This window comes from Phascolarctobacterium sp. Marseille-Q4147 (genome assembly GCF_017968825.1).
In the GTDB taxonomy this organism is placed as follows: domain Bacteria; phylum Bacillota; class Negativicutes; order Acidaminococcales; family Acidaminococcaceae; genus Phascolarctobacterium_A.
This window is the reverse complement of record NZ_CP072874.1, coordinates 505,252-520,439: the sequence shown is the minus strand read 5'-3', so window position 1 is coordinate 520,439 and position 15,188 is coordinate 505,252. Positions and strand designations below refer to the sequence as shown.

At 45.6% G+C, this 15,188-nt stretch carries 14 protein-coding genes and 1 riboswitch; of the genes, 12 read left to right on the top strand and 2 right to left on the bottom strand.

The features are described from left to right. Nucleotides 1–185: 185 nt before the first annotated feature. A riboswitch (TPP riboswitch) is annotated at nucleotides 186–284 on the top strand. Between the two features lie 64 nt (nucleotides 285–348). Next, on the top strand, nucleotides 349–1,650 hold the full coding sequence (thiC, locus tag KAH19_RS02415) for a phosphomethylpyrimidine synthase ThiC (protein ID WP_210684949.1): 1,302 nt from the start codon (nucleotides 349–351) through the stop codon (nucleotides 1,648–1,650). A gap of 145 nt (nucleotides 1,651–1,795) precedes the next feature. On the opposite strand, the gene KAH19_RS11025 is transcribed toward thiC, so the two are convergent. Beyond that, on the bottom strand, nucleotides 1,796–1,882 hold the full coding sequence (locus KAH19_RS11025; protein ID WP_368495543.1) for a putative holin-like toxin: 87 nt from the start codon (nucleotides 1,880–1,882) through the stop codon (nucleotides 1,796–1,798). 162 nt (nucleotides 1,883–2,044) lie between these two features. Here KAH19_RS11025 and KAH19_RS02410 point away from each other — a divergent pair, with 162 nt between their 5' ends. The 11 genes from KAH19_RS02410 to KAH19_RS02360 all read left to right on the top strand — a co-directional run bounded on the left by KAH19_RS02410 (nucleotide 2,045) and on the right by KAH19_RS02360 (nucleotide 13,476). Next, entirely contained in the window at nucleotides 2,045–2,950 is a 906-nt protein-coding gene (locus KAH19_RS02410) for a VirK/YbjX family protein (protein WP_210684948.1), read from the top strand. 176 nt (nucleotides 2,951–3,126) lie between these two features. Continuing rightward, entirely contained in the window at nucleotides 3,127–4,056 is a 930-nt protein-coding gene (locus KAH19_RS02405) for a hypothetical protein (RefSeq protein WP_210684947.1), read from the top strand. A gap of 123 nt (nucleotides 4,057–4,179) precedes the next feature. Further along, entirely contained in the window at nucleotides 4,180–5,658 is a 1,479-nt protein-coding gene (locus KAH19_RS02400; protein WP_210684946.1) for an organic solvent tolerance protein OstA, read from the top strand. A gap of 11 nt (nucleotides 5,659–5,669) precedes the next feature. After that, nucleotides 5,670–6,233 carry an SIS domain-containing protein gene (locus tag KAH19_RS02395; RefSeq protein ID WP_210684945.1) on the top strand — a complete coding sequence of 188 codons (564 nt, stop codon included), beginning with the start codon at nucleotides 5,670–5,672 and terminating at the stop codon, nucleotides 6,231–6,233. Then, entirely contained in the window at nucleotides 6,223–7,713 is a 1,491-nt protein-coding gene (gene rfaE1 / locus KAH19_RS02390) for a D-glycero-beta-D-manno-heptose-7-phosphate kinase (RefSeq protein WP_210684944.1), read from the top strand. The genes KAH19_RS02395 and rfaE1 overlap by 11 nt, the downstream gene beginning before the upstream one ends. Then, nucleotides 7,710–8,684: an ADP-glyceromanno-heptose 6-epimerase gene (gene rfaD, locus KAH19_RS02385; RefSeq protein WP_009145598.1), complete on the top strand. Its 975-nt coding sequence runs from the start codon at nucleotides 7,710–7,712 to the stop codon at nucleotides 8,682–8,684. Before rfaE1 ends, rfaD begins: the two co-directional genes overlap by 4 nt. Beyond that, nucleotides 8,674–9,180 (top strand): D-glycero-beta-D-manno-heptose 1,7-bisphosphate 7-phosphatase, encoded by a 507-nt coding sequence (gene gmhB / locus KAH19_RS02380; RefSeq protein WP_210684943.1) that lies wholly within the window; start codon nucleotides 8,674–8,676, stop codon nucleotides 9,178–9,180. Before rfaD ends, gmhB begins: the two co-directional genes overlap by 11 nt. A 2-nt stretch (nucleotides 9,181–9,182) precedes the next feature. After that, on the top strand, nucleotides 9,183–10,226 hold the full coding sequence (gene waaC / locus KAH19_RS02375; protein ID WP_246869403.1) for a lipopolysaccharide heptosyltransferase I: 1,044 nt from the start codon (nucleotides 9,183–9,185) through the stop codon (nucleotides 10,224–10,226). After that, a complete protein-coding gene (locus KAH19_RS02370) occupies nucleotides 10,226–11,272 on the top strand; it encodes a glycosyltransferase family 9 protein (protein ID WP_210684941.1) in 1,047 nt (348 codons plus the stop codon). Before waaC ends, KAH19_RS02370 begins: the two co-directional genes overlap by 1 nt. 1 nt (nucleotide 11,273) lies before the next feature. Then, nucleotides 11,274–11,918 carry a hypothetical protein gene (locus KAH19_RS02365; RefSeq protein ID WP_210684940.1) on the top strand — a complete coding sequence of 215 codons (645 nt, stop codon included), beginning with the start codon at nucleotides 11,274–11,276 and terminating at the stop codon, nucleotides 11,916–11,918. 154 nt (nucleotides 11,919–12,072) lie between these two features. Further along, the gene (locus KAH19_RS02360; protein ID WP_210684939.1) at nucleotides 12,073–13,476 is read left to right on the top strand and encodes a sodium:alanine symporter family protein; all 1,404 of its coding nucleotides are present in this window, start codon (nucleotides 12,073–12,075) and stop codon (nucleotides 13,474–13,476) included. 167 nt (nucleotides 13,477–13,643) lie between these two features. On the opposite strand, the gene KAH19_RS02355 is transcribed toward KAH19_RS02360, so the two are convergent. Next, entirely contained in the window at nucleotides 13,644–14,894 is a 1,251-nt protein-coding gene (locus tag KAH19_RS02355) for an ATP-binding protein (RefSeq protein WP_210684938.1), read from the bottom strand. Between the last annotated feature and the right edge of the window lie 294 nt (nucleotides 14,895–15,188).

The following is a 15,188-nucleotide window of genomic DNA, read 5'->3' as shown; positions in this document are numbered from 1 at the left end:
AAAAGCTGCCCCAATACTTTGACCGGTAAGGGCAGCTCTTCTGTTTCTTAGCGGGCAACCCACCTTGTGGGCAGTTGTCACTTTTCATCTATAATATAGCACACTGCCAGTTTTTTTGCAAGTTGTGCATATTTAACTTGCGTATTTTCGCTGTTCATGTTAAAGTAAGCATGTAAACAAAATAACGTAACCGCTAGGGGCGCAATTTGCTGAGAGGACTGATGTCCGACCCTTTGAACCTGAATCTGGTTAAAACCAGCGTAGGAAAGCGAGCAGATTTCTGCAAAAAGACAATTCAACCGCTTTCCGACAGGAAGGCGGTCTTTTAATTATTAAGGAGGAAAAAATATGGCAACACAAATGCAATTAGCACGCCAAGGTGTGATTACCGAAGCAATGAAAATTGTAGCAGAACAGGAGCATGTAACTGCGGAGTTTATTCGCGAAGGCGTAGCAAACGGTACTATTGCTATTCCCTGTAACATCAATCATAAAAATATTATTCCGCGCGGTGTTGGTACCGGCCTTACCGTAAAGGTTAACGCTAACATCGGTACTTCCAGCAGCTATCCTGATCCGGAACCGGAGCTGGCAAAACTGCAGGCTGCTATTGACGCAGGTGCGGATTCTGTTATGGACCTTTCTACCGGCAACAATATCAGTGCATCTCGTCAGGCAATTATTGCGGCATCTACCGTAATGGTTGGCACTGTACCGATGTATCAGGTAACTGTAGAAACCATTAAGAAGCGTGGCGCAGTGGTTGAGATGACTAAGGAAGATATTTTCGATGTTATTCGCCAACAGGCTGCAGATGGTGCTGACTTCATGACCATTCATTGCGGTATTAACAAAAATGTGCTGAAGGCACTCATCGACGAAGGACGCGTTATGGACGTTGTCAGCCGCGGCGGCAGCTTTATCACCGGCTGGATGCTGCACAATGAAGCAGAAAACCCGTTGTATGAATACTATGATGAAATTCTTGATATCTGTGCCGAATATGATGTAACCATCAGCCTTGGCGATGGTCTGCGTCCCGGCTGTATTGCTGATGCTACCGACAGAGCGCAGATTCAGGAGCTGCTCAATCTGGGCGAATTGACACAACGCGCTTGGGATAAGGGCGTACAGGTTATGGTAGAAGGCCCCGGCCACGTGCCCTACAACCAGATTGCTGCGAACATGCAGCTGCAAAAACGCCTGTGCCACGGCGCACCGTTCTATGTGCTCGGACCTCTCGTAACTGACGTTGCTCCCGGCTATGATCATATTACCAGTGCTATCGGCGGCACTCTTGCTGCTGTCAGCGGTGCTAACTTCCTGTGCTACGTAACTCCGGCAGAGCATTTGGGCCTGCCTGACTTAAATGACGTGCGCGAGGGTGTAATCGCTACCCGTATCGCTGCTCATGCCGCTGATTTGGCTAACGGCAACAAGCAGGCATGGGAGTGGGACCTGAAGATGGCAAGAGCACGTAAGGTTCTTGATTGGCCGGCTCAGCTTGATCTGGCTATCGACCCGGTAAAGGCTAAGGAATATCGCTGCCGCAAGAACAAATCCGATGATGAGGCTTGCTCCATGTGCGGTGATTACTGTGCAGTTAAAATTGTCGGTCAGTATCTCGAAGAGCATATGAGAAAGCACTGAGTCATTACTTGAAAAAATAGTATGAATGTGATATATTAAATATAGAAAAAGACAACCGCCCGCAAAGGTGGGTTGCCAGTTGAATTGACTTGAAAAGCCGCCTCGGAATCTGGTAAATTACAGAGGCGGTTTTTCTATGTGCGATTTACTTTCGGTTCTGAAAAATGAACGTCAGCAATGCCAGTATAAACATACCGAAAATCATAAGATCCTGGAATGTAAAATATACCATAGACATCACCTCCATTCTTAAGTGAATGAAGGCAATACCACCCTGTAAAACGGTTGTCATAAAGATTTTAACACATAAACATATTTTAGCAAGAATGCTTGATGCTTATCATTCTGAACTATGCTATAATATAGATAATTATAATATTTCTAGAGGTAACTGATGGACAAGAATATTTTAGAATATGTCGGTAAAAGATTATATAAGATACATATTTTGAAGGAAATGAAGCGTTATGTTGTTTTCCGTGCGCGTTGTGCTATGCATAGCAGCTCGGTTGATAGCTTACTGAATTTTTTTGATGCTAACAGTAATCGTCAGGCTTGGCTGCAGGGAGCACCTGCGCTTTTGGAACAGACCACCAGAGCATTTTTTTACAAAGGCTCAACTTGGGACGAACGTGTAGAACTGGTGCAAAATCATCTGCTGATTATGGAAGAGCTGTTCAAGCCGGAGCTGATGGATAAATTGTATAGCAAGGGTGAAATGGTGCAGCTGTGGGAGGATTCCTACGATGACAGACCTCTGACGCTGCAGCTGTGGTTTCATGCCGGCCAACGCAAGGAAGGCTGCATGTCTTTGGCTTTATTCTATGAAGGTGAGCCTTTATACCAGATCATGTTCTGGCTGGCAAAAAATAAAACAGACGGCAAGAATGTTATTTATATTGGTGCCCTGCAGGGACCGCAGAACGGTAATGAGCTGATTAAGGGTATGACAAAGGCTTTCTTTGGCTATCGTACCAAAAACCTGATGTTTTATGGCTTACGCTGCTTTGCTAAGGCTATAGGCGTTGAAAATATTTTCGCTGTTACTAATGACGGCTATTACGCTATGAACCATGTACGTGTAGACCGTAAGCTGAAGACTGATTTCGGTGCCTTCTGGCAGGAGTGCGAGGGTGTTATCTGCTCAGATCGCCGCTTCTACATTATGCCGACTGCGGAACACCGCAAATCTATGGAAGAGCTGAAGCCGTCAAAAAGAGCACAGCACCGTCGTCGCTTTGCTAAAATGGATGAAATGAAGGCTGCTGTTAAGGCTGCTGTTGACAGCTATAAAAAATAAAATATTACTTGTTTGGTTTGTAATATAGGCACAAAAGCTGTCTGCAATATTATTTATAGTAACAAATGATGCAAATTTTACATTGGATAAAGCAGAGGTTCAGAAGAGAACCTCTGTTTTTTTTAGACAAAACATGCTATAATAAAAATATATAGCTCTGATTGGAGGTAAGAAAATTGAAAAAACAGCTTGCAACTTTATTGTTGACCTTTATCTTTTGCTTTACAACGGTAATCCCGGGCTTTGCAGCTGATGCTGCTGTTCCCATGGCTGAAAAAATTGGTGCCATGGAAAAAATGCTTTATGGTACGGAGCAAAGCGGTTCCCTGCTGCAGCGTATGGACAGTCTTGAGGATGACGTTTACGGAACTATTACCAGCGATGCTATTATAAACCGCGTTGATAATATGTACGATTACCTTGAAGGTACTCCTGATAACGGAGAGGCTTCCTTTGCTACTAAGCTTAATGTAGTAGAATGGAAGATGAACGAAAGCATGTCCGGTGGCGCAGCCAAAAACCGTATTGAAGCTACGGAAAAGCTGCTTTATGGTCAGAACCAGACAGGTTCTTTGAGCGGTCGTCTGGAAAGTCTGCTGAAGCTCGCTTCTTATATTGATGGCAATGTGCCTGTACAGCAGGTAGTGCTTCCGAAGGATTCTGTTTTTAAAATTGCTTTTACCTCTGAGCTGAGCACTAAAATGAGCCGTAAGGGTGATGTAGTTCATTTTAAGGCAGCGGATAACCTGTATGTAAACGACGTACTGGTGCTGCCGAAGGGGGCAACCGGTATCGGTGAAGTTAAGAAGGTTGTTCAGCCCGGTATTTTCGGTAAGGATGGCCGCATCGATATTGACTTTACCTGCATCTATGGTGTGGACGGAACCAAGATTCCCGTTACTGTAGGCGAGCTTGCTAAACAAAAGGCTGAAAGCATTGCCGGTGCAGCCGGAGCTGCTATCGGCGGTATGATTATTCTTGGTCCTGTAGGCCTGGTTGGCGGTGCCTTTGTTAAGGGAAACAGTGTGACTATCCCGGTTGGCTGTGAAACCTATGTGCAAACTGCTGCAGATACTACCCTGCAGGGAGCAGTATATCAGGAATAAAATCGAAAATTATACGTGAAAAGCTCACTCTTTCGAGTGAGCTTTTGCTTTTTTTATGGTATAATGTTAAGTGGATTATTATGAAATTTTTCATTTGCAATTATAGAGAAGGAGTTTTTTCGTATGAATAAGACTTTTATAGCTGCCACATTAGCTTTGGGCATGTGTATGCCTGTTTATGCAGAACAGTTTAGCAACAGCAACAGCGATAGTATGCTGAGCCCGGTTTCTGTCAGTGAGCCGAATGCTGCATTGCCTCATCGCGAGAAGCTGGATGCAGAAAAGCAGCAGGGGCTGCCGATTCGTCTGACCGGTGAACATGCCGAATATGATACTGTCAGCGGTGATTTTCATGCCGAGGGCAATATCAAGGTATCGCAGAACGGTCAGGATATTTATACAACGCAGGTCAAAGGTAATATGAAAACCGGCGATATCTGGCTGCTGGAGGGTGGCAAGCTGGTAGAGGGTGCCAGCGAAACACAGGCTGCCTGGGGCCATTATAACTTTAACAATAAAACCGGTGAAATGAAAAAATTGACCGGTAAGAACGGCAAAGATTTCTTTGCTGCGCCTCATGCCGAAATTTATCCTGATAAGATGGTTCTTGATGAGGGAGGTTCTACGAGCCGTTGTCCGGCAGTAAAGCATCCTAAATGTCTTGAAATCAAGGCAAAGACCTTTGAAATTTATCCTCATGATAAAATGGTAGCCCGCGATGTCAAGGTTTATGTACGCGGCAAGCATATCTATTCCCGTGATTATTGGGAAAATAGCCTGACGGAAAAATCCAAGGAACGTATTCTGCCGCATATCGGCTTTAAGGACAGCGACAAGGGTACCTATGTAAATCTTTCCTACGAGCGTCCTTTAGGAGATAAAGACATAATTTACGCTGATTTGAATTATTACAGCAAGGCCGGCTATAAGCCTGTTTACGGCCTGGAGCATAACGAGCGCAACTTTAAGGTTACCTATGAAAACGGCTGGTATGAGGACGATGATGAATGGGTAGAGAAGCAGAACAATATCCGCTTTGACTATAAAAATCATCATATTGCACCAGGTTTGCCCTTATCCTACAGTGCTTACTTTGAACGTGGTCTGTGGAAAAATGATGATACCGGACGTAAGAGCTGGCATACAGAATATGGTGCCTTCCTTAACCATGACCGCATTTATCTGTTCAACAGTAAAAAAACCTCTTTAGATTTGACAATCGGTAAGAAGTGGACACGCGAGAGCGCAGATGATTCTGTAGAATCCACTAATGTTTATTATGCAACCTTAGCCCAGAAAATCAGTCCGCATTGGAATACCTGGGTTGGCTATTATCGTGAAGATTTTACGACAGATGTATTTACCTACGATCAGCCTGATATGGCAAAAGAGCTTCGCAATGGCCTGCAATATATTATGGATGACAAAAACAGCTTTACCATTGTCAACCGTTACGATTTAGACCAAAAGAAAAATTATGAAACAAGATACAGCTGGACGCATAAGTTCTGCTGCTGGCAGCTTTCCTTGATTTACAAGCATAAAGATACTGATAATAAGGACAGTGCTTTTGAAGCTAAATTTGATTTTGTAAACTGGTAATGAGGTAGAAAATGAAAGAGATTATTAAGCAACGCTTTCTGGACCATCTGCAGGTGGCAAATGCTGTGATGAACAGCGATATCCTGGCACAGATTGAGCGTATTGCTGCAGAAGTAAAAAAGGCGCTGGCCAATGGCAACAAGGTTTTGTTCTGCGGCAACGGCGGCAGTGCCGCTGACAGCCAGCATCTGGCTGCTGAATTTGTAGGCCGCTTTCAAAAGGAACGCGCCGGTCTGCCTGCTATCGCACTGACGGTAGATACCTCCATTCTGACTGCTGTCGGCAACGATTACGGCTATGATAAGGTTTTCGTACGTCAGGTGCAGGCACTCGCACGTCCGGGAGATGTGCTGGTAGGCATTTCTACTAGCGGCAACAGCGCTAATGTTGTGGAAGCTGTTGAGCTGGCCAAGAGCATGGGTGTTTTCTGCGTAGGCATGACGGCTGAGGGCGGCGGCAAAATGAAGCTGCTGTGCGACGAATGCATCGCTGTGCCGGCGAAGGTTACTGCCCGTGCGCAGGAAATGCATATTTTGATAGGCCACATTTTATGTGAGCTGGTGGATGGTGAATAATTTGGCTGATTTAGCTGTAACAACTTTTTTAGCGGAACAGATTAAAAATGTACGCATTGCTGTTATCGGCGATGTGATGCTGGACAGATATTTCCAGGGGGAGGTTAAACGCATTTCTCCGGAAGCACCTGTACCGGTAACACGTATTACAAAGATAAATTCTGTGCTGGGCGGTGCGGCCAACGTTGCTGCCAATCTGGCGCATCTGGAATGTCAGGTTTTTATGGGCGGTGTGACAGGTGATGATGAAAACCGTCTGCTGCTGGAAAAGCTGATGGATGATGCAGGCATCAATCATCAGGGACTGGTGAAAAGCAAACGCCGCAAGACTATTACCAAGCTGCGTGTTTTGGGCGGCAATCAGCAAATGCTGCGACTTGATTTTGAAGAAACCGGCGATTTGTTCCCCGAAGAAATCATAGAGTTGCGTCATTGGTTGGCAGGTTTGCTTGATGAAGGCTTGGATGGAATTATTGTTTCCGATTATGCCAAGGGTGTCTGCTCGGATGATTTTTGCCAATGGGTGATTGCTCAAGGCAAGGCCTATGATATACTGGTGTTGATTGATCCTAAGGGAGCAGACTGGTCTAAGTATGACGGCTGTGATTTTATTACGCCTAATTTAAAGGAAATGTGTGAGGCTGCCGGCTGTCAGCGTGAAAACTCTGATGAAGCCGTTGTCAGCATGGCGCAGGCTGCACGCGAAAAATTCCATATCAAAAATGTTGTTGTTACCCGCAGTGAGCGCGGCATGAGCCTGGTTAACGCTGAGCAGGTGCTGCACAGCCCTGCTACCGCCATTGAGGTGTTTGATGTTTCCGGTGCTGGTGATACGGTGGCGGCTACGCTTCTGGCAGGTGTTGCAGGCAAGCTGGCGTTGGCTGATGCTGTTTATATGGCAAACCGTGCTGCAGGAATTGTTGTGGCCAAGGTTGGCACTTATCCGGTGCACCGTGACGAGCTGCTGAAAGATTTGCTGACGGAGGAACGCAAGCAGGGCCGTGGCTATCGCACGCTGAGCTGGCAGGAGATTGCTTCTCTGGCAGCAACCTGGAGAGCATGCGGCGAAAAGATTGTGTTCACCAACGGCTGTTTCGATATTCTGCATGTAGGCCATGTAACATATCTGGAGAAGGCGCGCAACCTTGGCAAGCACCTGATTGTCGGCCTGAATACGGACGCCTCCGTACGCCGTCTGAAGGGCGAAACAAGACCTTTGGTGCATGAACTGGACCGTGCGCGTGTACTTGCAGCGCTGGCCTGCGTAGATGCGGTAGTGCTGTTTGATCAGGATACTCCGACTGAGCTGATTGAGAAAATTCGTCCCGATATTCTCGTCAAGGGCGGTGATTACAAGCCTGAGGAGGTTGCCGGCCGTGAATATGCCGGTGAAGTGCGCATTATAGAATTTGAAGACGGTTATTCCACAACCGGTGTGGTGGAAAAGATTGCCAAAATGGTTAAGGAGGGCAAATTATGATTATCGTAACTGGTGGTGCCGGTTTTATCGGCAGTAATATTGTTAAAGGCTTAAATGACCGTGGTATTGATGACATTCTTGTTGTCGATAACCTGACCAACATGGTTAAATTCAAAAATATCCAAGGCCTGAAGGTTAAGGATTATATGGATAAGTATGCTTTCATGGATGCACTGAAGGCAGGCAAATTCAATCATGAAAAAATCGACGTTATTTTCCATGAGGGCGCTTGCTCCGATACAATGGAATATAATGGCAAATACATGATGGAAAACAACTTTGAGTATACTAAAAATGTGCTGCATTTCTGCCTCGACAGAAAGATTCAGATGATGTATGCTTCTTCTGCTTCTACCTATGGTAGCGGTGCTCATGGCTTCCGTGAAGAGCCTGCCTGCGAGGAAGCACTGAATGTTTATGCTTTCTCCAAGCTGTTCTTCGACAACTATCTGCGCCGTCTGCTGCCTCAGGCACAAAGCCAGGTAGTAGGTCTGCGTTATTTCAACGTATATGGCCCCCAGGAGAATCATAAGGGCAAAATGGCTTCCATGATTTACCAAATGTATAACCAATGGAAAGCAGAACATAAGGTACGCCTGTTTGGCGAGTACGCCGGTTATGGCCCGGGAGAGCATACCCGCGACTTTGTGTATGTAAAAGACGTTGTTAAGGTAAACTTCTACTTCTGGGATCATCCGGAAATCAGCGGTATTTTCAACTGCGGTACCGGCCATGCGCATCAGTTCAATACTCTGGCGAAGGCTGTGCTGAATCACTTTGGCAGCGGCGAGCTGGAATATGTACCGTTCCCTGAAGTACTGAAGGGTAAATACCAGAGCTTTACTGAAGCAGATGACACCAACCTTTTGGCAGCAGGCTATGACGGAGGCTTTACTCCGATTGAAGAAGCTGCCGAGGAATATTGCCAGCTTCTCGACAAGACCGGCGGTTACTACGTTTATGAAGGCTAAGGCGGTATTTTTCGATAGGGACGGCGTACTCAATGTTGATGTAGCCTATCTCTACAAAATTGAGGACCTGCGCTGGATTGACGGTGCACGCGAGGCTGTGGCGTATCTGTCGCAGCTTGGCTATAAAATTTTTATTGTAACGAACCAAAGCGGTATTGCGCGTGGTTATTATACAGTAGAGCAGATGAATGAGCTGCATGCTTATATGCAGCGTGAAATTACTGCGGCAGGCGGTAAAATAGAAAAAATCTATTACTGCCCGCATCATCCCGAGGGCAGCGTGCCGGAATATACCGGTGTGTGCGATTGTCGCAAACCCAAACCGGGAATGCTGCTGCAGGCGCTGGCAGAATATGATATCGACAAGGAGCAGAGCTTCTTAGTCGGTGACAGTAAGCGCGATGTGGAAGCAGCGGAGGCTGCCGGTGTAGAAGGTTATCTTTACACGGGCGGCAATCTGCTGGATTTCGTAAAAAATATTGTAAGCGAGAGATGATAATGGAGTATCGGAATATCCTGTTAATCAAAATGAGTTCCTTGGGTGACATCCTGCACACTTTGCCGTTTGCGGCAGCGCTGCGCAAGCGTTATCCCAAGGCAAAAATCACCTGGCTGGTACATCCGCAGTTTGCCGGATTTGTACCGGATCCGCCGGTGATTGACGAGGTGCTTTATTTTGATAAGGTAAAATTTAATAAGCTGGGCTTCAGTGATAAGCTGAAATATTTTTGCGAAATGCGCTCTTTGCTGCATAGCAAGCATTTTGACCTGGTGATAGATATGCAGGGCCTTTTCAAAAGCGCAGTACTGGCTGCTATCAGCGGTTGCGATAATCGCATCGGCTATTGCGAAATGCGCGAGGGCAGCGGCCTTGTGAGCAAGGCGATTGGCGGAAGTCATAGCAAGGACCATGTTATTGAGCGCTATCTTGACGTAGCTCGTTATCTTGGTGCTAAGGTTGATTCGTTGGATGATGTGGAATTCCCGATGCCGGATTTGAGTAAGGAAACCGCTTCTGTGCAGCATAAGCTGCAGGAGGCAGGTTGGCAGGGCGGCGATTACGTTGTGATTGTTCCCGGAGCACGCTGGTGGACGAAGGAATGGCCTGTCGAGCATTATATTGAGCTGGCGAAAAAGCTGACGGCTGACGGTACTGCTGTGGTGCTAGCAGGCGGACCTGATGATGCTGTCAAGGGGCAGAAGATTGCCGAAGGCACAGCGAGCTCGCTGGTTATCGATTTGACGGGACAGACAAGCCTGCGTGAGCTGGCGGCGCTGATAAAGGGCTGCAGCTTCTATATCAGTGCGGATACCGGTCCGCTGCATTTTGCGGCGGCACTGAAAAAGCCGCTCGTGGCGATGTACGGACCTACGAAGGCTGACCGCACCGGACCATACGGCAGCAAAAATTCCACGGTACTGCTTTCACCGGCAAAATGCGCAGGCTGCTTAAAGAAAAAATGTGATAACTGGCATTGTATGCATGATATAACGCCGGAAATGGTTTATAAAATTTATCAGGAAAAGGTGGCAGAAGGCTGATGGCACAAGCTGTAGAATTAAATGGCAAAAAAATATTGGTAACATTTTTGATGCATTTGGGAGACCTGACGCTGACCACGCCTTTTATCCATGCGCTGCGTAAGGCGGCACCGGATGCGCATATTACATTTCTGGCAGATGAGAAGCTGAAGGATGTAGTGTTACACAATCCTTATTTAGATGAGGTTATCACGATTGATAAGAAGGGCAAGGACAACAGCCTGCTGGCGCTGATGGCCTGTGCCCGCCGTCTGAGCAAGATGGACTTTGATGTGCTGATTAACCTGCATCCGAATGAGCGTTGCAGCTTTATTGATGCTTTTACCAAAGTGAAATTGCGGTGCGGTACAACGCACACCATGTTCAAACCGCTTTGGGATGTGTTTACACCGCTTAACCGCAAAATTCACGCGGCGGATATGTATCTTGATGTGCTGACGCAGCTTGGCGTCAAGAAGCTGGAGCATAACGGTCTGGAGATTTTCCCGAGCGAGGAATATAAGCAGCATGCAGAAGATTTCTGGCGCGAGCACGGTGTGTTCGCTTCGGACAAGCTGGTGGGCTTTAACATCGGCAGTGCTGTTGTTACCAAGCGCTGGGCGCCGGAGCGCTTTGCCAAGGTAGCGGATATTCTTGCGGAAAATGGCTATAAGCCTGTATTCTTCGGTGGTACGATGGACGAAGAAATGGTGCAGGAGGCAGTCAGCTTCATGAAGACAACTCCTGTTGTAGCAACCGGTTGCTTCCGTATCGGCGAGCTGGCGGCGGCAATGCGCCGTTGCAGCCTGATTATCACGAACGACAGCGGCCCGATGCACGTAGCTATCAGTCAAAAGGTGCCTATCGTGGCAATGTATGGTCCGTCCAGTCCGAAGCTGTACGGTCCTTATACCAAGGATGCAACGATTGTGACGGCGCTGCCGCCTTGTCCCGGTTGTGCGGATGGCATGAAGCATAAGTGTGACGATATGCAATGTATGACACGTCTGACGGTGGAGCAGGTAGTGCAGGCTGCCGAGCAGATGTTGGAACAAAAGGAGAAATAAATTGAGTAAGCAAAGCATTATTACCGGTGAGGTTTTATTGCTGTGTGAAAGATTGGAGATGGCGCAGTTTATGCATGCCTATCTCCGGCATTTATTTAAGCAGGGTATCAGCTTGCCTAACATGCAGATTATAAATTATCAGAGTATCGATAAGTTAGACTTGCTGACTAAACGCCTTATACAGCTGGAAGGCAGAGAAATAGTGCGCAAAGCAGTATTCTTTGCCGACGCGGCTGATGAGCGCGAACGCCGAATGCAGAAATTTTTTGCAGTGCGTGACAATACTTTCTTTAGAGAAGTGGAGTATTGCACGCACTTTTTCTTTCCCGGCAAAAAAGCTACTAAACGTTGGCAAAAAGGCTATCTGGAGGATATGCTGTTGCAATCGCTGCGGCAGGAAAGCTCCGAATGCAGCGATTACTATAATCTTTATAATGTGAGTGCGGAATATCTGCAGACTGTAAATTGCTGCCGTGGGCGTGAGAACGGATTGCTGAATTACAGCAGGCATTTATTGTATACATATTTCGCGGGCACTGACCGATATGTCGGCATGCGTCTTGGTGAGGCAGCCCTGGCAGGAGCCTTTGATCTCGAGCATCCCTGTTATAACAGTCTTAAGGAATGCTTGCAAGGCTTAAACTAGAACAGCAGAATGCGAGGTTATCAAAATTACTTAATTGATTTAATATATAGTGCTAAAGTGTTAGCTTTACAGGCTATCGTCCTTTCTGAATTTTGGAAAAGCAAATAAATATGTTATAATTAACAAACAAACTAAAAAAGGGGGAGCAACATTTATGTTCGGAGAAATTATTGGAGCAATCAGCAATTTTATGTATAGTTATTTGCTGATTATCATGCTCATCGGTGTAGGCCTGTACTACACTCTGCGTACTCGTCTGGTGCAGGTACGCATGTTTAAGGAAACTATTAGTGTTATTTTGGAGAAGCCTGTTGAATCCGGTGCGGTATCATCCTTCCAGGCTTTGATGGTATCTACTGCGTCCCGTGTAGGTACCGGTAATATTATCGGCATTTCCACAGCTATCTGCCTCGGCGGTTATGGTGCTGTGTTCTGGATGTGGGTTATTGCTGTTGTCGGCGGCGCTTCTGCTTTTATTGAAAGCACCCTGGCACAGATTTACAAGAAACGTGGTCCGCACGGCAGCTACGGCGGCCCTGCATATTACATCGAAGCTGCTTTGGGCAGCCGCGGTCTGGCAGTGCTCTTTGCTCTGGCTTTGATTGTAACCTATGGCTGTGGCTTTAATATGCTGTGCTCTTACAATCTGCAATCTACCTTTGCTGCTCTCAGCTTCTATAATCCGGATACAACTCCCTGGATTATCGGCGCTGTAGAGGCTGTGCTCGTAGGCTATTGCCTGCTGGGCGGCGGCAAGCGCGTTATCAAAGCAACCTCTACTCTGGTTCCTTTGATGGGCGTTATCTACATTTCCGTAGCATTTATCCTTACTATTATGCATATCAACCTGGTTCCCGGTGTTGTAGGAAGAATTTTTGCTGAAGCATTTGATTTCAGTGCAATTTTCGGCGGCTTTGCCGGCAGCTGCATGATGTTTGGTATCAAACGCGGTCTGTACAGCAACGAAGCAGGTGTTGGTTCTGCTCCGAACGCTGCTGCTGCTGCTGACGTTTCTCACCCGGTTAAGCAAGGCCTTGTACAGATGCTGTCCGTATTTATTGATACTCTGCTGATTTGCACTGCTACCGCTTTTATGTGCCTGAGCTCCGGCATCGAGCCGACTAAAGAACTTGCCGGTGCGCCCTATGTACAGGCAGCTTTGGCAGCAAGCATGGGCGATTATGCTAAGCTGTTTATCACTGTATCCATGGTACTGTTTGCTTTCACTACTTTGCTGGGCAATCTGTATTATGTAGATAATGCTTTCGCTTATGTTCTGAAGCATGTTCCGGGCAAAACCTTTACCCTGTGCTACCGCATTCTGGCTTGCGTACTGATTTTCATCGGTGCCGGCTCCAGCATGGGTACTATGTGGGATCTGGCAGATGTTACCATGGGCTTCATGGCAATTATCAACTTGCCGGTTATCTGCATTTTGGGCGGTCCTGCTCTGCGTGCGCTGGATGATTACACCGAGCAGCGCAATGCCGGTAAGAATCCTGAGTTTAAGGCCAGCAAGATCGGTCTGACTCAAAAGTTGGATTACTGGCAGGATTAATATTTGTTTCTTTGAGCTGTTACGAGATTTCGTAGCAGCTCTTTTTTTATTGTAAAGTTAATTTGGATATAGGATTAGCTTCTCCTTAGGGAGATGTGGACGTCGGTATATAACAAAACTTCGGTGAAAACAACATCGCGATGCTATTTTTACCGAAGTGTTAAAGGTTAAATCAGATATACAGGTATATAGTAGGTTTGCTCATTGATAGGTCTTATCTTATCGCAAGAATCAATAACTAAACCGGTAGCAATATTAAGATGATACTTATCAAGAACGCTAAAGTTTTTTGTTGCTTTTTTAGGCGCTATACCTTGCTTTATTTCAATTGGACAGATGGTAGAACCGTCAACATATAATAGATCAATTTCCTTTTGGTCAGTATCCCGATAATAGAACAGGAAATCCTTAGGAGTTTTACCATGTGCGTAAAAATTTTTGACGAGTTCGCTGACAATATATGTTTCGTAAAAAGCGCCGCTCATAGCGCATTTCTCCAACATTTCCGCATCAGGCCATTTGCAGAGATAAGCGCAGAGTCCCGTATCTAAAAAATACATTTTAGGTGCTTTAATAATGCGGTTAGAAATGTTAGCCATATATGGTTGCAGCAGGTAAATAATACCGGATGTTTCTAAAATCGAAATCCATTTTTTGCATGTTCTTACGTCTATGCCGACATTGCGGGCGATTTCGTCATAATGCAGCTCTTGCGCAGTTCTTAAAGCAACAATAGAAATAAAGTTTCTGAACTGCATTTCACTGGAAGCAGCAATAAGCTTACGGACATCTTTTTCAATATATGTATCGACATATGCTTTAAAATAAATATCTCGTTTAGAGATGCCGGTAAAAATATCTGGCATGCCGCCATTAAAGATATCCTGATAAATTTCTCGCCTGGTTCTATAAGAAATTTTTTTGCTGCGTTCCAATGCTATTAATTTTTGGATATCAGCAGAAAACAGGTTATTGGGATAAGCATATTTTTCTGCCTGGGAAAGAGAAAGCATTTCGATTACTCCACATCTGCCTGCAAGGGAATCGCTGATACCTTCCTGTAGCTCAAAACGGTTAGAACCGGTCAAAATATACATAATTTGTCTTTTTTCGTTGTTACGCAACCAGATCAAACGCTGTTCATCTATTTTTATTTTTATTTCATCCAGCAGATTAGGTGCTTTTTGAATTTCATCAATAATTACGGGCCAGCTGTATTGTTCAAGAAACAAGCGTGGATTATTAATGGCTAGAGCGCGATCCTCTGCATCATCAAGAGTGACCATAGGAAATTTATCACCGAATAGCATATTAATTGTTGTTGATTTGCCGACTTGTCGTGGTCCATAGATGACTATGCAAGGGAACGATGCTGCTGCATCAAGGATGGTTTGCTCAACATAGCGTTTGATATACATGACAGATCCTCCTTTAGAAATATATAGAACGATAGCTGTTTCTCATTATTGCAAGTTCATTATATAACAAAACCTCGGTGAAAACAACATCGCAATGCTGTTTTCACCGAAGTTTTGCTGTGGTTGCGTGCTATGGTGTTTTTGCCCTACCTGTTATCGTATAATATGCTCATAAGGTTCTTTGAAAACTAAATAGCACAAAACATATTTAGTGAACTACTATTTTTGCCCTAGCATGCTTGTTATAATGAATGCAAGAAGTAAGACAAATACTGAGTTGTTGGTAGAAGTTTT